Genomic DNA, 25,599 nt, shown 5'->3' on the forward strand with positions numbered 1-25,599 from the left:
GCCGCGGCGACGACGTGCCTTATTCTCGAATGTTTGATGATCCTGATTTTTTATTACTTCAAATGTATCCGGCGCTATTGCACAGTCGCACCCTTGATCACCGCCGGAAGATCCCGGCGTATCCATGGATTTTCGCAGCGGGTGGAGCCCGTTTTCAGGGAGTAAGGCATGGGGAGTCACAACCCGCATTACCAGGTCATCGGGCAAATGTTCCAAAAGGACTACCGATGGTTGTGCGCGGCGGTCAGTCGTACCCTCGGCTGCCCGCACAGCGCACAGGACATTGCTTCGGAAACCTTTCTTCGGGTGTTGGCACTGCCCGATCCGCTGGCGATTCGCGAACCCCGCGCGCTGTTGACCACGATTGCGCGGCGGCTGGTCTATGAAGGCTGGCGCCGGCAGGATCTGGAGCGCGCTTATCTGCAAAGCCTTGCCTTGGCGCCGGAACCGGTGCACCCGTCGCCCGAGGAACGGGAATTGGTGATCGAAACGCTGCTGGCGGTGGATCGCTTGCTCAACGGCCTGTCGGCCAAGGCCAAGGCTGCATTTCTCTATCACCAGCTCGATGGCCTGACCTACAGCGAAATCGGCGAACGCCTCGGCGTGTCCACCAGCCGAGTGCAGCAATACATGGTCGAGGCATTCAAACGTTGCTATCAGGCGATGCAGACATGAGGCCGGACGACACGCTGATCGACGAAGCCGCGCAATGGATGGCGCTGCTGCAATCGGGGCACGTCAGCTTGCAGGAGCGCGCGGCCTTCGACGCCTGGCGCACGGCGGATCCACGGCATCAGCAAATCATCGAGCAAATGGGTGGCGGGTTGAACCTGCTGCGCCATGCGAACCTGCGCGGCTTGCCGCGTGAAAGTGTCCTGCATAGCCTGAATGCGCCGTCCAGTCGCCGTCGATTCCTCAGCGGCAGTTTGAGTGTGCTCGGGATCGCGGTGCTGGCGGGTCTGCTCGGACGACGCTATGGCTGGCTGCCGGAGGCCGGCGAGTTGTCGGCCGGAACGGGCGAGCGTCGGGCGTTCACGCTGGAGGATGGCAGCGCCCTGACCCTCAATGCCCGCAGCCGCGTGGTGCCGCGCTTCAACAATCTTGAGCGTCTGCTGGACTTGCGCAGCGGTGAACTGCTGATCGATGTGGCGAAAAATCTGGCCCGGCCGTTTGTGGTCGAAACCGAGCATGGGCGGATGCGCGCGCTCGGGACCAAATTCCTGGTGCAGCGCGGTGAGGATTCGACGCGGCTGGTGATGCTGCATTCACAGGTCGAAGTGGTCACCGCCAGCGGCGCGCGGCAAGTGGTGGAGGCGGGCGAAAGTCTGCTGTTCAACGGGCAGGAAATCCTCGCGCTGGAACACAGCAAAGGGCAGGAAAGTGCCTGGGTGCAAGGGCGGCTTGAAGTGCGTGATCGCCCCTTGAGCGAAGTCATCGACAGCCTGCGCAGCTACCGTCGCGGCATCCTGCACCTGAGTCCCGAGGTCGCCGGTTTGCGCCTCAGCGGTCTCTATCCGCTGGACGACAGCGACCGCACCCTGCAACTGCTGGAGCGTTCGCTGCCGATCCGTGTCACCTGGCACAACCCGTACTGGGTCAGCATCGAAGCACGGTTATAAATCCATAACTTCCCGGTCTATCCGCGACCCTATAAAAAGCGCCGGCCCGCTGCTCATTCCCTGCAGACGCCTTCAACAGGGAAGCCCCTCGATGTTCTCATTCAAACAACAACAATTGTCCCGCCTGACGCTGGCCATCGTGCTGGCGACGGGCATGGTTCCGGTCGCCGTTCAGGCACAAGACGCCGCCGCTCAGGTCTTTACCTTCGACATTGCCGCCGGGGCCCTCGACGAGGTGCTGCTGGACATCTCGCGCCAGACCGGCGTGCCGATTTCCTTCAGTCAGAATCTGGTTCAGGGCAAGCGCAGCAGTGCGGTGCGCGGCGCATTGGGTGGCCGCCAGGCGGTAGAGAAAGCCTTGCTCGGCAGTGGTCTGCAAGTCGAGCAGGGGGCGCAGGGCCTGAGCATTCGCCCGGCCGATACGCCGAGTGCCGCGCCGGCCAAGGCCGCTGCCGTGGCACCCGCCAGCACTGCCGATTACCGCATGGAAAAAGTCACCGTCACCGGCTCGCGCATTGCCCGCGCCCAGAGCGATGGTGCGACCCCGGTCAACGTCATCACCCACGAAGAGATGGAAGCGCGGGGCTACAAGAATGTCTACGACGCCCTCGCCACGCAAACGCAAAACACCGGCATGACCCAGGGCGAAGACTACGGCAACACCTGGCAACCGGCGGCCAGCGCCCTCAACCTGCGCGGCCTCGGCCCGAACCACACGCTGGTGCTGATCAACGGTCGACGGGTCGCCGATTACCCGACGCCGTACGACGGCAAGGTCAACTTCACCAACCTGGCGAACATTCCGTCGGCGATCATCGACCGCATCGAAGTGCTCAGCAGCGGCGCCTCGGCGATCTACGGTTCGGACGCGATTGCCGGGGTGGTGAACATCATCCTCAAGGACAAAATGAATGGCGTCGACGTCAACCTCAAGGGCGGCACCAGCGAGCGCGGCGGCGGTGACAACCAGCGTTTGCAGATCAGCGGCGGCGGCAGTTGGGGCGACTTCGACGGTTTGTTCGGACTTGAACTGACCAACCGCGATCCGATCTGGGCTGATGATCGCGGCTTCATGCAGAGCGGGCCTTTGGCGGATGTCGGCTACCGTCGCGACCTGACCAACAACCGCTATCTGGGGCCAGGTTGCGGCGCCTATCAGGGCACGTTCGACAACAAGCTGTTCAACAGCGGCGGACGTTGCCGCACCGATCAGATCTACAACGATTACTGGACGGTGCAGACGCAAAAGGAAAACTACGACGGCTACACCCGTGGCACCTGGCATTTCAGCGACAGCGGGCAGGTCTTCGCCGATTTGATGTACGGCCTCGATCACATCCAGAACAACACACGCGGCCCGAGCTTCACCTCGCCGGATTTCATCAACCAGAACAGCGGCAATCTGGAGCGTTGGTATCGACGCTTCGGCGAAGAGGAAATCGGTGGGCGCACCAGCAACAACAGCAAGTGGCGCGACACCTCCTGGACCGGCACCCTGGGCCTTTCGGACAAGATCGCCGACACCGGGTGGAACTATGAACTGGCGGCCAACCGGTCCGAGTACAAAAGCGTGCGCACCACCCGTTACACGCCGCTGTCGTCGATCCAGGATTTCTACCTCGGCCCGCAACTGGGCACCCGTGGCGGTTACCCGGTGTTCGCGCCGGATGCCTCGCGCCTCGACCGGCCACTGACAACCCAGGAATGGGAGCAGTTTCGCGGCAACCTGACCCAGAGCAGCAAGTCGGTTTCCACCAGTTACAACGCGTCGGTCAACGGCGAGTTGTTTGACCTGCCCGCCGGTCCGGTGGGATTCGCCGGGGTGCTGGAGGCGGGCAAGCAGGAATATCGCATCGACCCGGATGACAGCCTCAACGACGGCAGTTTCTACGGCGTGACGCCTGCGCAAAGCTCCGGCGGCTCGCGCAAGCGTTATGCGGCCGGTGGCGAGTTCAGCATTCCGGTCACCGACACGGTGCTGGCGACAGCGGCAGGGCGCTGGGACCAATACAAATTCAGCGGCCGCACCGAACAACAGAAAACCTACAACCTCGGCCTGGAGTGGCGGCCGGTAACCAGCCTGTTGGTGCGCGGCAGCTACGGCACCAGTTTCCGCGCCCCGGACCTGAACTACATCTATCAGTCCGACAGCAACGGGTACTACCCGGCGCAAATCGACTATTACGGCTGCAGCCAGGGCGTGGAGGGCGCCTGTGATCGCGGGCGGGTCGATTACACCCAGAGCGGCACGGCGGATCTGGAATCCGAACGCGGCAAATCCTGGACCTACGGTTTCGTCTGGTCGCCGTCGCGCAACTTCGATTTCTCCACGGATTTCTGGCGGGTGGAGATCGATGACCTGCTGACCACCGTCGACGAAAACCGTCTGCTGCAGCAAGAGAACGAATGTCGCAATGGCACCCAGGACATCAATTCGGCCAACTGCCAGTCGACCCTGGCACGCGTCGATCGCAATCCCGGCAATGCCGCCGTCGATCCCAATCAGTTGCAGCGGGTGCGGGTGAACGCGATCAACGCCGCCAGCGAACGGGTCAGCGGCCTGGACTTCAAGAGCAACATCCGCTGGGGCGCCGGGCAGTACGGCGCGTTCAGTTCGGCGCTGGGTTACACCCTGGTGCTCTCGCATTACTACAAAGAATCGGACGAGGCGCCGACCCAGGACTGGCGCACTTCGCGCACCAACTACGACTGGCGCAGCAAGGTCAACGCGAGCCTGACCTGGGATTACCAGAAAGCTACGGCGACGCTGATGGGGATTCGTTACGGCTCGGTCACCAACGGCGCGGGCGACGGGCGACTGTCGCCGTGGACGGTGTTCAACGCCAGCGCACGGTACAGGCTCAACGACCGGGCGAGTGTCGGGCTGACCGTGAACAATGTGCTCAATCAGGTCAAGCATGACGACTCGGCGGGATGGCCGTATTACCCGACCGGCAACTACGACCCGTACGGGCGCCAGTGGTGGCTGGATGTGAGTTATCACTTCGGCAGTTGAGGACGGAATAATGCCCGGCAGCGTCCTACGGAAGTTGCCGGGCTTTGGACGAAAACGGGGATATTTCCGACGACTTTTTAAGGTTGGCCGTCGGAAGCGGGGCCTATAGCATCGGTCGTGACATGAAGTCACTGACCGGCCTGGAGACTCGGGCCCCTGACATTGGATGGATTATGCGAATCCCACATCTCGAGCACGAAAACTCTACTTATTCCCCTCGTGATTCCTGGCGCCACGATCACGCCAGATGCCCTATGGAGGGTGTTCCGATGCCCCAAGCGAAAGCACCCCGGTTTACGGGGCTGAAGAAGGTCGAGGGGAAGCCTGTTGAGGTGTTGCTGAACGGCCGGATATGGGACAGAGACACCATGCACATTGTTGGTTACGCGCGGGAAGGTTTTGATCTGCGGGACGTTGTGAACATGATTTCAACATCCGAGCTCTACCGGGAAAGCGAGCTTGTGCAGCTCATCACCGGAAAGTCCGTCAGAACCGTGCGGCGCTTGCTGAACAGTGGCGAGCCAACGCGAATGAGCCGACAGCAGAGCATGATCGCTTTTCAGTATGCGCACGCTCTTGAGTCCGCTATCGAGGTGTTCCACGATCAGCCGAGCGCCGAGGAGTGGATGAGCAAGGCGACCAAATGGTTAAACGGTTACAGACCCGTTGCATTGATCGAAAGCTCACTGGGGTATCAATCGGTCATTGCTTATCTGCACCGGATTAAATACGGGGTTTATCAATGAACCCTCTGCCTTGGGACGACCGCTGGTATGCGTGGCGTTTGGACCCTGAGCTTTACCGGTGCACATGGGACAGCGGCATCGGTTCAGAACTGCAGGGCGGTCGATGGAACCGGCCCGGCCGCCGTGTCGTTTATGCTTCGATCGATCCATCTACAGCCATTCTGGAGGTGGCCGCTCACGGGAGTTTCAACGCACTTGATAGAAGTCCCTATGTGCTGACGTGCTTTGAGGTGGTCAGTGAGGCGCTTGTGAAAATCGTGCAACCCGAGGAGCTGCCCAACCCCTACTGGATGAGTCCCGCACAGGCCTCGCCCAACCAGCAGGATTTTGCCGACGCGTTGCTCGCCGAGCACCCGTTTGTACTGATTCCATCCGCAGCCACCCGGCACTCGTGGAATTTGCTGGTGAGCTGCGATTTGGCAGAGGGGCAATTCAGGATGATCTCGCAAGAGCGATTCGGGCTGGATACGCGATTGCTCAAGGACGCGGAACTGGTATGAGAAATCACGCGCGTCTTTTTGCATAACCTCAGCACCCAACGGTCTAAATCGCGCCCTATAAAACCCGGTCTGCCATCGCACATCCCTGCATAAACCAAAACGCAGGGATGGCTGTTCATGATCCATTTTTTACCCGTTAAATCCCCTTTGAGCCTGGCCTTGCTGCTGGTATTCAACACGTTCCCGGCCGTGGCTGCAGACAGCACGGCAATCGAGCCGACCACCCAACTGCAACGGGTCGAAGTCACCGGCACCGCGATCCGCCGGGTCGATGCCGAAACCGCCGTACCGGTCACCATTCTGCGGGTCGAGGAGTTGCAGAAGCAGGGCGTGACTACCACTGAAGAGCTGGTCAACCGCATCTCGGCCAACCAGTCTTCGGTGGGCTCCGGGCGCTCGGTGGGGTCGAGCAGCGGCGGGGCGTCCTATGCCGACCTGCGGGGCATTGGCCCGAACAAAACCCTGGTGCTGCTCAACGGTCGGCGCCTGAGCAACAACGCAACCAATGCGATCAACGGCTCCGGCGTCGACCTCAACACCATTCCGTTCGCCGCCATCGACCGGGTGGAAGTGCTGCGCGACGGCGCTTCGGCGCTGTACGGTACGGATGCCATCGGCGGGGTGATCAACTTCATCACCAAGACCAGCCTCACCGAAGGTCAGATCAGCACGAACTACGACACACCGACCCATTCTGGCGGCGGCGAAAGTCGCAATTTCAGCGGCAGTTGGGGTTTTGGCGATTTACAGGACGATCGCTTCAACGTTTTCGGCGTGGTGAGTTACGACAAGCAGAATCGCCTGGCCGCCGATGATCGTGGCTACACCTATAACTACCAGCCGGGGCGCGGTCTGGATTACACCTCCGGCACGGCATCGCCCGCCAACTGGAGCCAGGGCAGCAATGCCACCAACCCGCTGGCCGGTTCCGGTTGCAATGCGCCGGGGCTGTTGTCACGCAACGGCATCTGCCGCCAGAGCCTGTGGAACTACCTTGATCTGGTGCCGGAAACCGAGAAGACCTCGGCCTTCGCCAAGGCCACCGGCAAGCTGTCGGACGATCACAACGTCAGCCTCGAATACTTCTGGGCGCGCAACGAAAACCGTACCCAGATCGGGCCCGGCACTTTGATGGGCAATCAGGTTAATCCTGGTACGGCGTTCTATCCGGGTAACGGCATCACGCCCGGGCCGAGCGGTTTTGCTTTGGACCCGACGCAACCGGTGGACGTGAACTGGCGTGAGACGGCTGTCGATGCGCGTCAGCATGAGGACGACAACACCGGTCAGCGTCTGCTGTTGAGCTTCGACGGCACGCTGGTCGGGTGGGATTACAACCTCGGCGCGTCGTACAACCAGAACAAGGTGGTCAACACGATTCGCAGCGGTTATGTGAACGACCGTGCCGTCAGCCAGGGCATCGCCAACGGTGTGATCAACCCGTTCGGCCCGCAGACCGCCGCCGGTTCGGCACTACTGGCAGCCAACGAGGTAGACGGCGATTACGCGACCGCAGTGGGCCGGGTCAAGGCGATTGACGGGCGTGTCAGCCGCGAGATCGGCGACTGGTTCGGTGCAGGGCCTTCGGCACTGGCGCTGGGCGGCGAGTATCGCAAGGAAGATTTTCATCAGGATTTCGCTGCGTTTGCCGGCGACGTGCAGAGCCTGGGTGTTGATCCCAACGGCAGCGTACAAGGGGATCGCAGCGTCTCGGCGCAGTACGCCGAGGTCAACGTGCCGGTGCTCGACAGCCTGGAACTGTCCGCCGCCGTGCGCCACGACAAGTACAGCGACTTCGGCAGCACCACTAACCCGAAATACTCGTTCCGCTTCCAGCCGTTCAAGGAACTGGTGGTGCGCGGCGCCTACAGCGAAGGTTTCCGTGCGCCATCGCTGTACGAGTTGTACAACCCGACGTTTACTTCGTTCACCAACGCCAACTACAACGACCCGCGGCTGTGCGCTGGAGGCAACCCGAGCAACGGCGGCATTGCCAACCGCGACTGCGCCCAGCAGTTCAATCGCACCTCCGGCGGCAACACCGACCTGAGCCCGGAGACCGCGCGCAACGTCACCCTCGGTTTCGTATATCAGCCGTTTGATCGCCTGACCACCGGCCTGGATTTCTGGTGGATCGACATCGCCAACCAGATCGCCGAGTTCCCCGAATCGGCGGTGTTCGAGAATCCGGAGCTGTACCCGGAGCGCCTGATCCGCAAGCCCGACGGTTCCATCGACCACATCGTCACCGGGCTGGCCAACCTCGGCAAGATCAAGACCAACGGCGTCGACGTCAGTTTCGACTATCGCCTGCCGAGCACGCCGTACGGTGATTTCGGCATCGGTCTGCAAGGCACTTACGTGACCCGTTATGACTATCAGCAACAGCTCAAGGGCGATTACATCGACAAGCTCGGCGATTTTCGCGGCGGCGACTTTGCCTCGGCCGGCGCCGTGGCCCGCTGGCGTCACAGCCTGACCGGCAGCTGGAACTACGGCCCGCTCGGCGCAAGCCTGACCAACCGCTACACCAGTGGTTACCACGATTCGGATCGCGAGACTCACGATTACGTCGGTTCGTACAACGTCTGGGACGTGGCCGGCACCTACACCTGGCGCAAGACCCTGGCGGTGACCCTCGGGGTGAAAAACCTGTTCGACCGCGAGCCGCCGTTCAGCAACCAGACCTACACGTTCCAGAGCGGCTACGACCCCAAATACGGCGACCCGTTTGGCCGCACGCTGTACACGCGGGTCAATTACAAGTTCTGAAAATGATCGGTCAGGTCGGGTTTTAGTCACTTATCGTTCTAAACCCCGCCCTATAAAAAATGCCCGCCTGCTGCACATCACAGGTAGGCGGGAGGTGTGGTGACTGCTCTGACCTCTTCGCGAGCACGCTCGCTCCCCCAGGGGATTTGTGTTCACCACAAACCTGTGTGGGAGCGGGCTTGCTCGCGAAGAGGCCCTTGGCGTCGCCCAATCATCAGGACCTTGCCAATGCGCTTCAGACTCATGCTTTTTGCCGCCTTAGTGTGGTTGAGCCCGCTCAGTTTCGCCGCGCCCCAACACGCCCTCACGGTCTACGGCGAAGCCCCGAAATACGCCGCGGATTTCCAGCACCTGGCCTACGCCAATCCCGCTGCGCCCAAGGGTGGAACCTTGCGCCGCTCTTCGCTGGAGAGCGGCCCGTTCGATCACCTGATTCCCTACATCGACAAAGGCACCGGCGTTGCCGACATCGACGGCTGGCTCTATGCGCCGCTGGCCTATCGCAGCAAGGACGAGCCTTACAGCGTCTACGGCCTGGTGGCCCAACGCATGGAGTTGGACGCGGACCGGCGCTGGCTGCGTTTTTACTTGAACCCCAAGGCGCGGTTCGAGGATGGCACGCCGATCACCGCTGAAGACGTGCGCTACACCTTCGAACTGTTCACCACTCAGGGCAGCCTCAAGTATCGCCAGCAGTTTCGTGATGTCGCCGAGGTGCAGGTCGAGTCGCCGACTCAGGTGCGTTTCGTGTTCAAGAACAACGAGAGCCGTACCTTGCCGCTGGATCTGGCGACGTTGCCGGTGCTGCCCGAGCATTGGTGGCGCACGCGCAATTTCGCCGATGGCGCAGGTTTCGAGATTCCGCCGGGCAGCGGGCCGTACAAGGTCAGCGCGGTGGACGCCGGGCGCAGTGTGAAATTCCAGCGGATCAAGGACTGGTGGGCCAGGGATCTGCCGATCACTCGCGGGCTTTATAACTTCGATCAGTTGAGCGTGGAGTTTTTTGCCGACACCGACGTGTCGCGACAAGTGCTCAAGGCCGGCGGCTTCGATTACAACCGCGAGTTCTCCGCCACCAGTTACACCATCGGTTATGCGGGGGCGGCGCTGGAGCAGGGCAAGTTGCTGCGCGAACACCTCGCACCCGGCGCCGCGCAAGGTGCCCAAGGCTTTGTGTTCAATCTGCAGAAACCGATGTTTCAGGATCGTCGGGTCCGGCAGGCGATTGCCATGCTCTGGGATTTCGAATGGAGCAACCGGCAGATGATGCGCAGCATGTACCTGCGCCAGCGCAGCTTCTTTTCCCACAGTGCGTTGTCGGCCACTGAATTGCCGGATGTCGAAGAACTGAAAATCCTCGAACCGTGGCGCGGCAAGATTCCCGATGAAGTCTTCAGTCAAGTGTTCGAAGCGCCGCGCACCGACGGCAGCGGCAACATCCGCGCGCAACAGTTGCAGGCGCTGAAATTGCTGGAGGCCGCTGGTTGGAAACCCCGTGGCGATCAACTGGTGAATGCCGCCGGCGAGCCGTTGCAATTCACCTTCCTCAACGGCCAGAAGGGCTTCGAGCGCCTGCTGCTTCCCTTCAAGCGCAACCTGGCGCAGATCGGCATCGGTTTCGATATTCGCCAGGTCGACACCGCGCAATACACCAACCGCGTGCGCAGCCGCGACTACGACATGATCGTCGTCGGTTACCCGGTGAGTCAGGCGCCGGGGCGCGAGCTGTTCAACTATTTCGGCTCCGACGGCGCCGACGATCCCGGCTCCAACAACTACATGGTGCTGCGCGATCCGGCGGTGGATGCGCTGCTTGAAGGCGTGGTGCAGGCAAACAATCGCGAGAGTCTGCTGCGCCACGCCCATGCGCTGGATCGGGTGTTGCAGTGGGGTTACTACTGGATTCCCAACTATTACCCGCCGGGGATTTCCACGGTGTGGTGGAACCGTTTCGGTCGCCCGGCAATTGCGCCGCTGTACGACGCCGGCCTCGACACCTGGTGGGAAATCAGCCCGACCGCGCTGACCGCGACGCAAATGCAGCAACAGCACAAGGAGTTCGCCCATGTGGGGTTATAGCCTGCGGCGTCTGCTGCTGATCGTGCCGACCTTGCTGGCGATTCTGGTGGTGAACTTCGTGATTGTGCAGGCCGCACCCGGTGGCCCGGTCGAGCAGGCCATCGCCCGATTGCAGGGGATCGGTGTCGGTGCGGCGGTGGGTGCCAGCCATGTCGAAAGCATTGGCGGCGAGTCCCGCGCGACTCGGGGCCTGGACCCGAAACTGGTGGCCGATATCGAGCGCCAGTACGGCTTCGACAAAAGTGCCGGTGAGCGCTTGTGGCTGATGCTAAAGAGTTACGCGCAACTGGATTTCGGCAAGAGTTTCTTCCGGGGTGCGACGGTGACCGAGCTGATCTGGCAGAAGCTGCCGGTGACCTTGTCGCTGGGATTGTGGGCGACGCTGATCACTTATCTGGTATCGATTCCGCTGGGCATTCGCAAGGCGGTGCACAACGGCTCGGCGTTCGATGTCTGGAGCAGCGCGGCGATCATCATCGGCTACGCCATGCCGGGGTTTCTGTTTGCGTTGCTGCTGATCGTGTTGTTTGCCGGTGGTACGGCGCTGGACTGGTTTCCGGTGCGCGGGCTGGTCTCGGACAACTTCGCCGAGCTGTCGCTGTGGGGCAAGGTTGCCGATTACTTCTGGCATTTGGTGTTGCCCGTCAGCGCGCTGGTGATCGGCGGTTTCGCGACGCTGACGATCCTGACCAAGAACAGCTTTCTCAATGAAATCTCGCGGCTGTACGTGGTCACGGCCCGGGCCAAGGGCTTGAGTGAACGGCAGGTGTTGTACGGGCACGTGTTTCGCAACGCGATGTTGCTGGTGGTGGCCGGATTGCCTCAGGCATTGGTCACGGTGTTTTTCGGCGGCTCGCTCTTGATCGAAGTGATCTTCTCCCTCGACGGTCTCGGCCGCCTGAGCTACGAGGCGGCGGTGTCGCGGGATTACCCGGTGGTGTTCGGTTCGCTGTTCATCTTCACCCTGTTCGGGCTCTTGATAAAACTGCTGGGCGACCTGTGCTACACGCTGGTCGATCCGCGCATCGACTTCACCGCGAGGACTGCCTGATGCCGACGCTTTCTCCCATCGGACAGCGCCGCTGGGCGCGGTTCAAGGCTCATCGGCGCGGCTGGTGGTCGTTGTGGCTGTTTCTCGCGCTGTTCGGCCTGAGCCTGGGCGGCGAACTGGTCGCCAATGACAAACCGTTGCTGGTGACGTATCAGGGCGAATGGTTTTTCCCGGCGTTCAAGCGTTACACCGAGCAGGATTTCGGTGGTGAGCTGCCGTTCCAGCCTGATTACCGCAGCGCTCAGGTGCGTGAACTGATCGAGGGGCAGGGCGGGCGGATGTGGTTTGCGCCGATCCCGTTCGGTTTCGACACGGTCAACTACGACCTCAGCGAACCGGCCCCGAGCCCGCCCACCGCTGAAAACTGGCTGGGCACCGACGATCAGGCGCGGGATGTGCTGGCGCGGGTGATATTCGGCACACGGGTCTCGCTGTTATTTGCTCTGGGGTTGACAGCGGTGAGCGCGTTGATCGGCATCGCCGCCGGTGCCTTGCAGGGCTATTACGGCGGTTGGGTCGATTTGCTCGGCCAGCGTTTGCTGGAGGTCTGGTCGGGGCTGCCGGTGCTTTACCTGCTGATCATTCTGTCGGGCTTCGTCGAGCCGAACTTCTGGTGGTTGCTGGGGATCATGGCGCTGTTTTCCTGGCTGAGTCTGGTGGACGTGGTGCGCGCCGAGTTCCTGCGCAGCCGGGGGCTTGAGTACGTGAAAGCGGCGCGGGCGCTGGGTGTCGGCGATGCGCAGGTGATCGTACGGCACATTCTGCCCAATGCCATGAGTGCGACGTTGACGTACCTGCCGTTCATCCTGACCGGGGCGATCGCCACGTTGTCGGCGCTGGATTTTCTCGGCTTCGGCATGCCCGCTGGCAGTGCTTCGCTGGGCGAGCTGATCGGTCAGGGCAAGAACAATCTGCAAGCTCCGTGGCTGGGCCTGACGGCGTTCTTCGCCCTGGCGCTGATTCTTTCTTTACTCGTTTTCATCGGCGAAGCCTGCCGTGATGCCTTCGACCCCAGGACTTGATATGCGTGAACATCTGATCGAAATACGCGACCTGCGGGTGGCGTTCAAAGGGCAGGAAGTGGTGCACGGCATCGACCTCGACATTTGCCCGGGGGAATGCCTGGCGCTGGTGGGCGAATCGGGTTCCGGCAAGTCAGTGACGGCGCACAGCATTCTGCAACTGCTGGACCCGAACATCACGCAGATCGACGGCAGCATCCGTTATGGCGGCGAAGAGCTGCTGGGTGTGCACGAGCGCTATCTGCGCCAACTGCGCGGCAACCGCATCGCGATGATTTTTCAGGAACCGATGAGTTCGCTCAACCCGTTGCACAGCATCGAGCGGCAACTCGGCGAAAGCCTGGCGCTGCACAAGGGCCTGGCGGGCGCAGCGGCGCGCAAGCGGATTCTGGAGCTGTTGGAACTGGTCGGCATTCAACGTCCGCGCGAGCGGCTGAAAGCGTATCCGCATCAGCTCTCCGGCGGGCAGCGGCAGCGGGTGATGATCGCCATGGCGCTGGCGTGCGAACCGCAGTTGCTGATCGCCGATGAGCCGACCACAGCCCTCGATGTCACGGTGCAACGCAAGATTCTGTTGCTGCTCAAGGAGCTGCAACAGCGGCTGGGCATGGCGCTGCTGATCATCAGTCACGACCTGAATCTGGTGCGCACCATTGCCCAGCGGGTGGCGGTGATGCGCGCGGGCGAAATCGTCGAACAGGCGAGCTGCGAGCAGTTGTTCCGTGCGCCGCAGCATCCCTACAGCATCGAGTTGCTCAATGCCGAACCCGGCGGCGCGGCGCTGTGCCGTGATGCAGCAGAGGATTTGCTCGAGGTTCGTGATCTGAATGTGCGCTTTCCGCTGGGTGGCGGATGGCTGCGGGCCAAGACTTATCTGCACGCGGTCAATGGCATCGATCTGAACCTGCAACGGGGCAAGACCTTGGGCATTGTTGGTGAATCCGGATCGGGCAAGTCCACTTTAGGTCAGGCGATTTTGCGTCTGATCGACGCCGACGGCAGCATCCGCTTCAAGGGCGAGGCGCTCGAACAACTGAGCGGTAAACAATTGCGTCCGCTGCGCAAACGCCTGCAAGTGGTGTTTCAGGACCCGTTCGGCAGCCTGAGTCCGCGCTTGTGTGTGGAGCAGATCATTGCCGAAGGTCTGCAGGTGCATAGTGACTTGAGTGCGAAAGCGCGCGAACAGGCTGTGATCGAGGTATTGAGGGAAGTCGGACTCGACCCGGCGACGCGCCACCGCTATCCCCACGAGTTTTCCGGCGGGCAACGGCAACGCATCGCCATCGCCCGGGCGCTGGTGCTCAAGCCGGATCTGATCCTGCTGGATGAGCCGACGTCGGCGCTGGATCGCACGGTGCAGAAACAGATCGTTGCGCTGTTGCGTCGGTTGCAGGAGGAACACGGGCTGACTTATCTGTTCATCAGTCATGACCTGGCGGTGGTGCGGGCGCTGGCCCATGATCTGATCGTGATGAAGGATGGCGAGGTAGTGGAGCGTGGCGATACGGCCGGGTTGTTTCATTCAGCCCGGCACCCGTATACACGGGAATTGCTGGCGGCATCGTTTGCCGGTGTGAACGCCTGAAACGACAAATCCCGCCACAGGGGCGGGATTCGTTTGCAGACTGGCTGCGGTCTTACGCAGGGAACAGCTCGGACAGTTTCATCGACAGCATCATGTCGCCTTCAACGCGCAGCTTGCCGCCCATGAAAGCCTGCATGCCGTCGGTTTCGCCGCTGACGATACCTTTCAGGGTTTCGCTGTCCAGCACCAGCGTGCAGTTGGCGTCCGGGTTTTCGCCTTCCTGGATGTCGCAGGTGCCGTCTTTGACGATCAGGGCGTATTGCTTGTCTTCGTCAGTAATGTTGAAACCGAAGACCAGATCCAGACCGGCAGCGGCGGCTGGGTTGAACTTGGCTTGCATTGCTTTTACGGCATCAGCTACGGAGGTCATGGTTCGATCCTTTTTGGTTGATTGCAGCAGGGTCACAGTAATCCGGACTCAGCGAAAGGTGATGAGTTCCGGGGCCTTCAGCAGTTGCAGGTGTGCATGACTGTTGAAGGAAGCCAGAGCCACCTCGCGACCGCGGAACTTCAGCTGGTTGAGCGAGGTGTTGACGATTTGCCAGTTCAGTTCAAAGGCCTGCCGGGCAGGCATTTGAGTGATGAGGTGGAGCAGGGCGGTGATCGTGCCACCGGAGGTGAACACCGCGATTTTCTGGGTGTTGTCGGCCTGTTCGAGAATCCGCTGCAGCCCGGCCTGTACCCGCTCGACGAAAGCCAGCCAGCTTTCCAGGCCCGGTGTGTCGTAGGTGCCGGCGAGCCAGCGTTCGATGATCAAGGCGAAGATGCGCTGGAACTCGCCACGGTTTTGTGCGGCGTTGCGCAGAATCTCCAACGCTTCGGGCTCTTCCGGCAGCATGGCCGGGAGCAGGGCGCGGATCACGGCGTCGGCATCGAATTCGTTGAAGGCCGAGTCGATTTCCAGAGTCGGTACCGGCAGGCCGACGGCGGCGAACTGTTCAAGAGCGCTGTTGGCCGTGTGTTGCTGGCGGCGCAGATCGCCCGACAGGCAGCGGTCGAAGCTGATTCCGAGTTCGGCAAGGTGACGGCCGAGGATTTCTGCCTGGCGTACACCGGTCGGCGACAGGACGTCATAGTCGTCTGCACCGAAGGAGGCCTGGCCATGTCGAATCAAGTAGATGCTGCCCACGTCCGCGTCATCCCGGTACGTTGAAGGTTGTGGCGAGGTTATGGGGATGACGGTGAGCTGTCAATGAAAAAACATACGCTTGTTTGAAATGCCCGTTCCAGCCTTGTTGCCAGAGGTTTCACGGCTGGCCGACGGGCCGGTGCATGGGTATGCTGGAGCCAATTCCCGCGTGTGTTTTACGACCGCGCATCGTTTGAAGGAGTCTCTGTGGAGTTTTTGACTGAATACGCCAGTTTCCTGGCCAAGACCGTGACGCTGGTCATCGCCATTCTGGTGGTGCTGGCAAGTTTTGCTGCATTGCGCGGCAAGGGCCGGCGCAAATCGGCCGGCCAGTTGCAGGTCAGCAAGCTCAACGATTTCTATAAAGGCCTGCGTGAGCGCCTGGAGCAGACCCTGCTCGACAAGGATCAGCTCAAGGCCTTGCGCAAGGGCCAGGCCAAGTCCGAGAAGAAGCAGAAAAAGAAACCCGAGGCCAAACCTCGGGTGTTCGTGCTCGACTTCGACGGCGACATCAAGGCTTCGGCCACCGAAAGCCTGCGCCACGAGATCACCGCACTGCTGACCCTGGCCACACCGAAAGACGAAGTGGTCCTGCGCCTGGAAAGCGGCGGCGGCATGGTGCACAGCTACGGTCTGGCCTCGTCGCAACTGGCGCGCGTCCGTGAAGCCGGTGTGCCCTTGACCGTATGCATCGACAAGGTCGCGGCCAGCGGCGGTTACATGATGGCGTGCATCGGCGAGAAGATCATCAGTGCGCCGTTTGCCATCCTCGGTTCCATTGGCGTGGTGGCTCAGTTGCCCAACGTCAACCGCCTGCTGAAAAAGCATGACATCGATTTCGAAGTGCTGACCGCCGGTGAATACAAACGCACCCTGACCGTATTCGGCGAAAACACCGAGAAGGGCCGGGAGAAATTCCAGGAAGACTTGGACATCACCCATCAGCTGTTCAAGAACTTCGTTGCCCGTTATCGCCCACAGCTGGCGATCGACGAGGTCGCCACCGGTGAAGTCTGGCTCGGCATCGCGGCACTGGACAAGCAACTGGTCGACGAACTCAAGACCAGCGACGAATACCTGGCCGAGCGCGCCAAGCAGTCCGAGGTTTATCACCTGCACTACGCCGAACGCAAAAGCCTGCAGGAGCGTATCGGCATGGCGGCCAGCGGCTCGGTGGATCGCGTGTTGCTGAGCTGGTGGAGTCGCTTGACCCAGCAGCGTTTCTGGTAACAATTGCGCACGCTCGCGAGGTTTTCGCCCCGCGAGCGCGATGCATTTTCAACGCAAGACAGTGCGGTATATAGATATTTTAAAGTTTGATAATGTTGCTGTTTTCAGTGACGAACTCATCAAATAAGCGCGCTGTATCCAAGGGTTTTTCGCCTTTATTCTGAATGTCCACTTCAGAATAAAGTTGTTAAACATGGACGTTGAAAATAGTAAATCAAGTTTGCCTGCCATGACGCCTGATCAACAAGGTGTCTTTTTTGAGTTGTATAAAAAACAGATTCCTTCCTGGTTGCTGACGTCTGCGGAGACGGTTCGCAATGACCTCTACGAAAGTTTGAAAAAAAGTTTTAAGTCGCGACATGCTGCGCTGGAGCAACTGCGCGCACTGAAGTCTCCACAAAGCTTCTGTACGCCGCTGTTGGCCAAGGCGATGAGTGAAAAACTGGGTGAACCTTTCGAGGTCGAGGGAGCGATTTTTCAGCATGTGCGTTCCACCTCCAGCCTGTTGGGCCTGCGCAAGAAACTGGTATTACCCATCGAACGCGATTTACTGATGGCTGCCTGCGAAAATTTCGAATTATCGGAAACGCTGGCCAGCAACTATCACGAACATTCCTTGCTTTATATTCCGGAACAGGTAACAGGGCGATCCAGTCGGGTGTTGTCGATGCGGCCCAACGAATTCGCCAGGCTGTGCCGTTATCTGGATCTTGGCGAGCAATATCAAAAACATGTGAAGACTTTTTTTGGTGGCGGTAGTCAAGTCGCAAGTCTGCAGGCAACTTCGGTAACGTACTCGAAAGACCAGTTTGATGTTGATCGGCACATTGCTTTAATGCGCGGCTACATCAGCCCAGATGTCTATCAGATGCTGAATTCGGTAAAAAACCAGGAGCCGTCGATCAAACTGGGCAACAACACACTTGGGTTTCAAAGCCTTGAAATGCTCGGCGTGACGCTCAGGGGCCCAATGTTCATCGGCCCGGTCAGCGAGCATGCCGACAGCGATTACCGCTGTGTGATCTATATGCCAGGCGATCCTGATCACCCGTTGAAAGAATACCCGTCGTTTCAGAGGTTCGAACTCGAATTGAGCGGGCGTCTGCGTGACGCCCGGTTCCACCGTTTTTTTTCGCGCTTCATTACGATGAAGGATCGTCCGGCGTTCCTTAACGGACTGGATGTAAGGTTGTTGAAAGTCCAGCCGAATCATTTCCCGATCTCCACGACGTATCTGCCGCTGACGGGTATAGATCTTGAAAGTGACGCAAAACAGGATCTGTTTCTGGCGATCTTCCAGCACCGTGCCGCGCAGGTTTGCGCCGACGCTCGTCTGCTGGTGGTGCCGACCGACGACGAAGACGAGAAAACCCGGCTGGCGAGGCTGGACACTTATAAAGCCATCGGGCTGAACACCGTGCTGTTCTTCCTTTCATTTGTCCCGGTTCTGGGTGAAGTCCTGTGTGCCGTGGCCGGCTTGCAGTTGCTCAACGAGATATATGAAGGCATTGACAGTTGGGCCCACGGCGATCAGGAACATGCCGCCGACTGCCTGTTTGACACGCTTGAAAACCTGATCCTGATGGCGGGGTTCGCCACCGGCGGCGTAGCGGTGGGAAAAGCCTTTAAAACCGTGCGCTCGTCGAATTTCATCAAGGGCCTTGAGCGTGTACCGGTGGCTGACGACCTGTCGCAACGGTTGTGGAATCCAGACATGAGCGCTTACCGCCAGCAGGAGTCGATGCCGAGCAGTATGTCGACCGATGCACAAGGTCTGGTCTGGCGCGGCAAGGACGGTTATCTGCCCTTGGGGCCCGATGCTTACGCGGTGCGTCCGTTGAGCGGCACCAGTCTGTGGGAGGTGCATAATCCCACATTGCCCAAACGTTATTCGCCATTGCTTGAGTCCAATGGTGCGGGCGCCTGGCGGCATGACTCGGAGCTGCCTCACGAGTGGAATGCGCTGACGCTGTTCCGTCGGCTGGGCTTTCGTGAAGAACAGATTTCGGACACTCGTGCCGAACAAATCATCGCCGCAACCGGGATCGACGAAGCCGCCATGCGCCGGCTGTTTGTCGAGCGTGGCAAGCCCATGGCGATCCTGACAGATTCGGTCAGGCGCTTTCGTGCGGATATCGGTGTCACCCGGTTCATGGACCAGATGGCCGTTGCTGCCTCCGCGCCGCTGGCCGATGCCGATCTGCAGCTGTACTTGCTGACAGCAAGGGGCCGCTGGCCGCGGGATCTGGCAATCAGCGTGACGGATATCATGGCCAACGAAGTGACCCGATACGGTGGGACCAAAGGCACCCGCGAGGTAAAAATCAATGAAGATCTGATGCGCGACGGCCGGTTTTATCCGCCGTTGCTGGCAGCGCTCAGTGACAGTGAGCGTTCGCATCTGCTGGGTTCCGCCACCGTAGAGCCCAACAATCAGAGCGCGCTGCTCGGGATGCACATTGCCGGGCTGGCGCCCCGCATGCGCATGGCAATGATGGATCGACTGTTTCGGCGCGCGGACGTCTGCGAACTTTCCAGGAGCGAGCCGATCGTCAAGGCCTTTCCGGGGTTGTCGGCAAGCGTCGCCGACGAGTTGGCGCATCATGCCGATGCGCATGAATGGGCGCAGCTTGACGCAGGTACCGTTCCGCTGCGTCTGGCAGAAGAAGCACGGCGATATCAGCAGATCCTGCGTCTGAACCGCGCCTATGAGGCGTTGTATCTGGACGCCGCCAGCGGGCGCGATGCGGATATGTTGATACTCGACACCTTGACGCACTTGCCAGGTTGGCCTGGTGATGTGTTTATCGAAATACTGGATTGGGGTGTATTTGCCGATCAACGAGCCACGATCGGTGCTGACGGCGCTGAACATCAGGCGTTGCTCGAGGCTTACCCTGAACGCTATCAGGGCCTGGATTCGAGCCATGCCGTCGTTTCCAGGCAGCCGGGGCGTACCCGGACGAATTTTTTCCAGGCATTGTGGCAAAGCCTTCCGTCACACAGCCGTAAAGCCATTGGCGTCGATGCGGATCCGGATGGCACGGGCCTGAGAGAAAAAATAACCACGTTGGCACTGCAGCGACGTGTGGCCTACGCCAGGGTGCTGGGAATGGAAGCTCCGCATGCCGATTATCGGTCTCCCATGGGGTTGGCGGACCGGCAAATCGAACAATCGGTTGTGCGGGCAGGGTCGTCCACTCATCCGATGCCGCATCGATCGTCAGTGTTGATGCGCCGTGCCCGACGGCTGTATCCCGCGCATTCAACGGCGCAGATTGAACGCTTTGTGTCGACGCTTGGGACTGACGAAGTGCTGGCCATTCGAAAGCTTGAGGACATGCGTCAGGAATACCAAACAATCCTCGACACGCTTGAGCGATGGGTTCATCGCGAAACGTGGTATCACGACGGCGATGGTAGGAGGCTGAGGGTTCCTGCCGATAACAAGAGGCGGGCGGCGCAGGCGATCCTGCGTGCGTGGCGCAAGGAAAACCAGGCGCCCGCACCTTCCGGTGAGAACTTTTACAACCTTGTTTTCGATGCGGTCCCGCTGGGAAATCTGCCGGTGGTCGTCGGTGATTTCACCCATGTGACGGCGTTGCAGATGAGTGGTGTGGGGGCGAGTTCAGGACTGAATGCATTTCTGCGCAACTTTACCCGGCTGCGAGCGCTGAACCTTTCAGGAAACGAACTGACCCGCATCCCTCAGGTCGTTGCGGACATGTCGGGACTCACAGAACTGGATCTGAGTAACAACGAAATTCGCCTGAGCGAACGAGCAGCGCAGGAGCTGGGTAGCAAAACACACCTGCACTCGTTGAACCTGAGTCTGAATCCAGACCTGGGCCAAGTGCCCGCGTTGGCAGGGATGCGCAATTTGCGCCACCTGGATCTGCACCACACGGGAATCACCCAGTGGCCGGCGGACATCGACACGCTCACGCACCTTGAAACCCTGGATCTGCGCAACAACAAAATCGTCGAGATTCCGGATTCTGTGTTCAAGGCGCGCGCCGTGCTCAATCGAGGCACCCATATCGACGGCAACCCGCTGTCCGTGGCCAGCCTTCAGGCCCTTGCCGATTATCAGCGAGTGCAAGGTATCAGCCTGGGTGTGATCACCCCTGACTACCTCGCTACGGTACGACCGGCTGTCGATATGCAGGGTGCCGGGTGGGTCAGCGGGTTGCCGAGGACGCAGATTGCGCGGGCGCAGGAGGTCCTGTTATCGCTGTCGGCTGATCCCGATTCCCGGGCCTTTTTCGAGATGCTCATGCAATTGCGCGGGACGGCCGATTATTTCCGCGCCCGCACCCAGCTTGGGCAGCGGGTCTGGAACGTACTGGAGGCTGCCTGTGAAAACGACAGGCTGCGCCGTGTGCTGTTTCGGATGGCCAGAGAAGGGCGTGTAAGTACTGCCAATGCCACTGCGTTATTTAGCGATCTGGAGGTCAGGGTTCTGTGCTTCAGGGCTTTGGTAGCGGCTCGCACCGGCAGTCAGGCGCTCGAGGGTGATCTGATTCGTCTGTTGCGTGGACTGTTTCGATTGCAGGAGCTTGAAAAACAGGTTGTCCTGGAAACGGCGCGTCGCGCCAGAACGGAATCGCTGACCTTGCGCCAGGCTCTGGATATCAACCTGATTTACCGGGTGCGATTGGCAGAGCGGCTGGAGCTGCCTGCGCAACCGACTGAGCTGAATGTGCGGCTGGACGTCGAGGTCAGCGATGAGCAGATCGATGAAGCCTATCAAAAGGTGGTCAAGGCCGAAAATACTGCGCAATTGGCAAACTCGATCAGCCGGCAGGAATTCTGGGCCGAGTATTTGTGGACGAGTCGTCAGGACGTATTTGCCGAGATTCTGGATCGCTGTGCGCGGGCTTTTTCCCTGCTGGAGTCTCAGGCCAATCTGTCTCGCGAAGCCGCCGCACAGCAAATGACGACAATCTACGACAACTTCAGAAATGAAAGCCTGGAGTTGCGCAAGCAACTGACCAATGCGGCATTGGCACGCCATCCAGGGCTGCCATTGCCGGCCACAACAGATTAGGAACGAAATAGGACTGAACAGAGGCCCCGGGCCCTTCGACAAGGGCCCGGGGCAGGCGGTCAGCGGCGACGGAACAGCGGCAGCGGTTCGTCAGTGGCGGCCTGATAGGTCACCGAAAAGTCCTTGAGGCTTTCAAGGGCGTCGTACGGGTCTTTGTCCGCGCGCAGGGCGAAGGCATCGAAACCGCAACGGCGCATGTAGAACAACTGGTCGCGCAGCACATCACCAATCGCCCGCAGTTCACCTTTGAAACCGTAGCGGTCACGCAGCAGGCGGGCGTTGGAGTAGTTGCGGCCATCGGTGAACGCCGGGAAGTTCAGGGCAATCACCTGGAACTCGTTCACGTCGTCACCGATTTCTTCGGCTTCTTCGTCGGCATCCAGCCACACACCCAGACCGCCATCGCGGGCCTTGAGCATGCGGGCGTGTTCACGCCACAGCTGCAGCGGGACGATCAGGTCGTCGCAGTTGCTGATTTCGTCGATGTTGAAATCCTTGGGCAGCAGGTGCCAGGTTTCGTCGACGACCTCGTTGTTCTTAATGATTCGCTGCATAGACGCGTTCCTTGAAGAGGTCGATGCCAATACGCTGGTAGGTGTCGATGAAACGCTCGTCTTCGGTGCGCTGTTCCACGTACACGTCGATCAGTTTGGAGATCACGTCCGGCATGTCTTCCTGGGCGAAGGAAGGGCCGAGGATCTTGCCCAGGCTGGCGTCTCGGCTGGCACTGCCGCCGAGGGAAACCTGGTAGAACTCTTCACCTTTCTTGTCCACACCGAGGATGCCGATGTGGCCGACGTGGTGGTGACCGCAGGCGTTCATGCAGCCGGAGATGTTCAGGTCCAGTTCACCGATGTCGAACAGGTAGTCCAGGTCGTCGAAGCGGCGCTGGATCGATTCGGCGATCGGGATCGACTTGGCATTGGCCAGGGAGCAGAAATCACCGCCAGGGCAGCAGATGATGTCGGTCAGCAGGCCGATGTTCGGCGTGGCGAAACCTTGCTCGCGCAGCTCGCCCCACAGGGTGAACAGCTGGCTCTGCTCGACGTCGGCCAGAATGATGTTCTGCTCGTGGGAAGTGCGCAGTTGACCGAAGCTGTAGCGGTCGGCCAGGTCGGCGAGGGCGTCGAGCTGCTTGTCGGTGATGTCACCCGGTGCAACGCCGGTCGGCTTCAGGGACAGGGTCACGGCCACATAGCCCGGCTTCTTGTGTGCCAGGGTATTGCGGGTGCGCCAGCGGGCGAAGCCCGGATGCTCTTTGTCGAGGGCGGCCAGTTCGGCGGTCTGGTTTTCCAGCGCCTTGTAGTCCGGGTCGACGAAGTGTTTGGCCACACGATGCACTTCGGCTTCGGTCAGTGTGGTCTGGCCGCCGCGCAGGTGTTCCATTTCGGCATCGACTTTCTGAGCGAAGACTTCCGGCGTCAGCGCCTTGACGAGGATCTTGATCCGCGCCTTGTATTTGTTGTCACGACGGCCGTAGCGGTTGTACACCCGCAGGATCGCGTCGAGGTAGCTCAACAGGTCCTGCCATGGCAGGAACTCGTTGATGAACGCACCGACCACCGGGGTACGACCCAGACCACCGCCGACCAGCACACGGAAACCGAGTTCACCGGCAGCGTTGTGTACCGGCTCAAGGCCGATGTCGTGGACTTCGATGGCCGCACGGTCGGAGGTCGAACCGTTGACGGCGATCTTGAACTTGCGTGGCAGGTAAGCGAATTCCGGGTGGAACGTGGTCCACTGACGAACGATTTCGCACCACGGACGCGGGTCGATCAACTCGTCGGCTGCAACACCGGCGAACTGGTCGGTAGTGACGTTGCGCAGGCAGTTGCCGCTGGTCTGGATGGCGTGCATCTGCACAGTGGCCAGTTCGGCGAGGATGTCCGGGATGTCTTCGACCGCCGGCCAGTTGAACTGCACGTTCTGCCGCGTACTGATGTGGGCGTAGCCCTTGTCATAGTCGCGGGCGATCTTGGCCATCATGCGCACCTGACGCGAGGTCAGTTGGCCGTAAGGCACCGCCACTCGCAACATCGGCGCGAAACGCTGGATGTACAGGCCATTCTGCAGGCGCAGGGGGCGGAATTCTTCTTCGCTCAGCTCACCTGCCAGATAGCGTCGGGTCTGATCACGGAACTGCTTGACGCGGTCCTCGATGATCCGCTGATCGTACTCGTCGTATACGTACATATAAGTCCTGTTCTCAGGCTTTGGCCACTCGGAAAACGCTGCGTTTTCGCTTGCTGGAGTCCGATGGTTCCTCTGCAATTCTGCGCGCACGGCCGCGCACTCCCTGACGGAGCCGGGGCAATATACCCGTTTGCAGTTATGCGCAAAAGTGATGTTTGAGTATATGTAAAGAACCAAATCGCCTAACAAGAATCACTGTCAACTAAACCACATTTGTCGTGCGGACAATCATCGTCTTAACTGTGGTCGAGTCTTTCTGCAATCACCGATAAAACCGACAAGAGGCGATGCAATGAGCAACCCAACCAAAGCAAGGAAAAGCGATAGCAGCGTCGATGCCTGGGCGATTCTGTTCCTGATCATTCTGGTCGTTGGAACGGCGGTATTCTGGGTCAGCCATCAGTAAAACGACTCGTCCGGGCCCCGCTTGCGACGATTGTCGGACAAAAGGCGGGATCAAGCGCCAAAGGCCAGGTGATCAATGGCTATAATGCGCGGCCATTTTTCCTTGGGCCCGGATGATTCATGTTCAAGCTTCTTCACCTCAGCCTGCTGCTGTTCGGCGCGGTTTTCGGTACCTGCGCGCGTGCGGAGTCGGTGCTGTTCCTGAATCCGGGCTCGACGCAGGAAGCATTTTGGGTCAGCTACTCGCAATTCATGCAGGCTGCCGCCCGGGATCTGGGGATCGACCTGCGCATCCTTTATGCCCAGCGCCAGCCGGAACTGACCCTGGCGCAAGCGCGACTGGCCCTGCAGGGGCCTGAGCGCCCGGATTATCTGGTGTTCGTCAACGAACAGTACGTGGCACCGCAGATTCTGCGCTTGGCCAACGGCAGTGGTGTGAAGCTTTTTATTGTCAACTCGGGACTGACGTCCAACCAGCAGGCACTGGTGACAGAGGGCGCGGATCGCATCGGCAGCCTGGTGCCCAACGACGAGGAGGGCGGCTACCTGATGATGAAGGAGCTGATTCGCCTGCATCCGCCCGTGGCGCCCGGTGAAAGCATCGATCTGCTGGCGTTTTCCGGCCTCAAGATCACGCCATCGGCGCAATTGCGCGAAAAGGGCATGCAGCGGGCCCTGGCGGAGAATCCGCAGGTACGTTTGCGGCAATTGGTCTATGGCGGCTGGACCCAGCAACGGGCTTACGAGCAGGCGAAGCAGTTGCTGGTCCGCTATCCCAACGTTTCATTGGTATGGGCAGCCAATGATGAAATGGCCTTCGGTGCGATGCGTGCTGCGTCCGAGGCCGGCAAGGTGCCGGGCAAGGACGTGCTGTTCAGCGCGGTCAACACCTCGCCCGAAGCTTTGCAGGCGGTGGTCGACGGACGCCTGAGCGCGTTGCTCGGCGGGCATTTCACCTTGGGTGGCTGGGCACTGGTCGAGCTGCATGATCACGCGCAAGGCGTCGATCTGAATCAGTATGGCGGCCGGGATCGGCAGATTCCGTTGCTGCAACTGATCGACAGGGATCATGCCCGCCGAATCCTTGCAATGGGTGCCTCACCGGACTACGGCGTGCAATTTCGCAAGCTCTCGGCGAAAGGGCGCCCGGTTTCGTATCGCTACCCGTTCAATCTGCAGACCCTGATGCACTAGGGCCG

At 60.2% G+C, this 25,599-nt stretch carries 17 protein-coding genes; 13 read left to right on the plus strand and 4 right to left on the minus strand.

Annotated features, from left to right (window positions below):
• The first annotated feature begins 168 nt into the window (after positions 1 to 168).
• The 10 genes from ACTJK9_RS04205 (at position 169) to ACTJK9_RS04250 (ending at position 14,390) form a co-directional block, all read left to right on the plus strand.
• Positions 169 to 675, plus strand: a complete 507-nt coding sequence (locus ACTJK9_RS04205; protein ID WP_064597063.1) for a sigma-70 family RNA polymerase sigma factor — start codon at positions 169 to 171, stop codon at positions 673 to 675.
• Positions 672 to 1,619, plus strand: a complete 948-nt coding sequence (locus ACTJK9_RS04210; protein WP_440812356.1) for a FecR domain-containing protein — start codon at positions 672 to 674, stop codon at positions 1,617 to 1,619. Before ACTJK9_RS04205 ends, ACTJK9_RS04210 begins: the two co-directional genes overlap by 4 nt.
• 91 nt (positions 1,620 to 1,710) lie before the next feature.
• On the plus strand, positions 1,711 to 4,635 hold the full coding sequence (locus ACTJK9_RS04215) for a TonB-dependent receptor domain-containing protein (protein WP_440812359.1): 2,925 nt from the start codon (positions 1,711 to 1,713) through the stop codon (positions 4,633 to 4,635).
• A 269-nt stretch (positions 4,636 to 4,904) separates the two neighbouring features.
• The gene (locus tag ACTJK9_RS04220) at positions 4,905 to 5,381 is read left to right on the plus strand and encodes an antitoxin Xre/MbcA/ParS toxin-binding domain-containing protein (RefSeq protein WP_172829488.1); all 477 of its coding nucleotides are present in this window, start codon (positions 4,905 to 4,907) and stop codon (positions 5,379 to 5,381) included.
• A complete protein-coding gene (locus ACTJK9_RS04225; RefSeq protein WP_440812363.1) occupies positions 5,378 to 5,881 on the plus strand; it encodes an RES family NAD+ phosphorylase in 504 nt (167 codons plus the stop codon). Before ACTJK9_RS04220 ends, ACTJK9_RS04225 begins: the two co-directional genes overlap by 4 nt.
• A 117-nt stretch (positions 5,882 to 5,998) precedes the next feature.
• A complete protein-coding gene (locus ACTJK9_RS04230; RefSeq protein WP_440812366.1) occupies positions 5,999 to 8,653 on the plus strand; it encodes a TonB-dependent receptor in 2,655 nt (884 codons plus the stop codon).
• 228 nt (positions 8,654 to 8,881) lie between these two features.
• The gene (locus ACTJK9_RS04235) at positions 8,882 to 10,732 is read left to right on the plus strand and encodes an extracellular solute-binding protein (RefSeq protein ID WP_440812369.1); all 1,851 of its coding nucleotides are present in this window, start codon (positions 8,882 to 8,884) and stop codon (positions 10,730 to 10,732) included.
• Complete coding sequence (locus ACTJK9_RS04240; protein WP_440812371.1) at positions 10,719 to 11,783, plus strand: microcin C ABC transporter permease YejB; 1,065 nt, start codon at positions 10,719 to 10,721, stop codon at positions 11,781 to 11,783. Before ACTJK9_RS04235 ends, ACTJK9_RS04240 begins: the two co-directional genes overlap by 14 nt.
• Entirely contained in the window at positions 11,783 to 12,805 is a 1,023-nt protein-coding gene (locus ACTJK9_RS04245) for an ABC transporter permease (RefSeq protein WP_440812373.1), read from the plus strand. Before ACTJK9_RS04240 ends, ACTJK9_RS04245 begins: the two co-directional genes overlap by 1 nt.
• A gap of 1 nt (position 12,806) precedes the next feature.
• Positions 12,807 to 14,390: an ABC transporter ATP-binding protein gene (locus tag ACTJK9_RS04250; protein WP_440812375.1), complete on the plus strand. Its 1,584-nt coding sequence runs from the start codon at positions 12,807 to 12,809 to the stop codon at positions 14,388 to 14,390.
• Positions 14,391 to 14,442: 52 nt separating this feature from the next.
• On the opposite strand, the gene ACTJK9_RS04255 is transcribed toward ACTJK9_RS04250, so the two are convergent.
• Together ACTJK9_RS04255 and ACTJK9_RS04260 are read right to left on the minus strand one after the other, a co-directional pair.
• Positions 14,443 to 14,760 (minus strand): SCP2 sterol-binding domain-containing protein, encoded by a 318-nt coding sequence (locus tag ACTJK9_RS04255; protein ID WP_007959502.1) that lies wholly within the window; start codon positions 14,758 to 14,760, stop codon positions 14,443 to 14,445.
• Positions 14,761 to 14,808: 48 nt separating this feature from the next.
• A complete protein-coding gene (locus tag ACTJK9_RS04260) occupies positions 14,809 to 15,519 on the minus strand; it encodes a histidine phosphatase family protein (protein WP_085610463.1) in 711 nt (236 codons plus the stop codon).
• A gap of 207 nt (positions 15,520 to 15,726) precedes the next feature.
• Between ACTJK9_RS04260 and sohB the strand changes: the two genes are divergently transcribed.
• Positions 15,727 to 16,749, plus strand: coding sequence for a protease SohB (gene sohB, locus ACTJK9_RS04265; protein ID WP_085610462.1), 1,023 nt, complete (start codon positions 15,727 to 15,729; stop codon positions 16,747 to 16,749).
• Positions 16,750 to 16,942: 193 nt separating this feature from the next.
• On the plus strand, positions 16,943 to 21,799 hold the full coding sequence (locus ACTJK9_RS04270) for a dermonecrotic toxin domain-containing protein (protein ID WP_440812380.1): 4,857 nt from the start codon (positions 16,943 to 16,945) through the stop codon (positions 21,797 to 21,799).
• Positions 21,800 to 21,858: 59 nt separating this feature from the next.
• Here the strand turns inward: ACTJK9_RS04270 and ACTJK9_RS04275 are convergent, their stop codons facing one another.
• Both ACTJK9_RS04275 and ACTJK9_RS04280 read right to left on the minus strand, forming a co-directional pair.
• Positions 21,859 to 22,353: a DUF934 domain-containing protein gene (locus ACTJK9_RS04275; RefSeq protein ID WP_007959510.1), complete on the minus strand. Its 495-nt coding sequence runs from the start codon at positions 22,351 to 22,353 to the stop codon at positions 21,859 to 21,861.
• The gene (locus ACTJK9_RS04280; protein ID WP_440812383.1) at positions 22,337 to 23,995 is read right to left on the minus strand and encodes a nitrite/sulfite reductase; all 1,659 of its coding nucleotides are present in this window, start codon (positions 23,993 to 23,995) and stop codon (positions 22,337 to 22,339) included. Before ACTJK9_RS04280 ends, ACTJK9_RS04275 begins: the two co-directional genes overlap by 17 nt.
• A gap of 525 nt (positions 23,996 to 24,520) precedes the next feature.
• Here ACTJK9_RS04280 and ACTJK9_RS04285 point away from each other — a divergent pair.
• The gene (locus ACTJK9_RS04285; RefSeq protein ID WP_440812386.1) at positions 24,521 to 25,594 is read left to right on the plus strand and encodes an ABC transporter substrate-binding protein; all 1,074 of its coding nucleotides are present in this window, start codon (positions 24,521 to 24,523) and stop codon (positions 25,592 to 25,594) included.
• The last annotated feature ends 5 nt before the right edge of the window (positions 25,595 to 25,599 follow it).

It is taken from the genome of Pseudomonas sp. 22082 (genome assembly GCF_052046055.1).
In the GTDB taxonomy this organism is placed as follows: Bacteria; Pseudomonadota; Gammaproteobacteria; order Pseudomonadales; family Pseudomonadaceae; genus Aquipseudomonas; species Aquipseudomonas pharyngis.